We start from the raw sequence: 378 nt of genomic DNA, 5'->3' as shown, positions 1-378 counted from the left end.
ACCGATGGAATCACCAATGCTAAAGTAGCCGACAATGCCATCAATACAGAAAACATTACCGATGGACAGGTACAAACAGCTGACATTGCTGATGATAATGTAACCCCTGCAAAAATACAAGAAGGAACTGCCAATCAAGTCCTCAAAACAGATGCAACAGGGGCTATCGTAGAATGGGGAACTCTCGATGCAACCAATATCGCAGGAGAAGACCTCACCGCAGGAGATGGATCCATTACAGTAACCGATGGTACCGGAGCAACACTAGTCGATACCAATGTCATCGTAGCTGCCGATGGAATCACTAATGCCAAAGTAGCCGACAATGCCATTCAAACTGAAAACATTACTGACGGGCAGGTACAAACAGCTGACATT

1 protein-coding gene is annotated in these 378 nt (G+C 45.5%); it reads left to right on the top strand.

Going from position 1 to position 378, the window contains the following annotated elements:
• Positions 1 to 378 (top strand): hypothetical protein (locus tag J8M14_RS22960; protein WP_211077177.1); only part of this gene is annotated, 378 nt, incomplete at both ends.

It is taken from the genome of Aquimarina sp. MMG016 (assembly GCF_018100805.1).
Taxonomy (GTDB): domain Bacteria; phylum Bacteroidota; class Bacteroidia; order Flavobacteriales; family Flavobacteriaceae; genus Aquimarina.
This window is presented reverse-complemented; position numbering and strand designations above follow the sequence as displayed.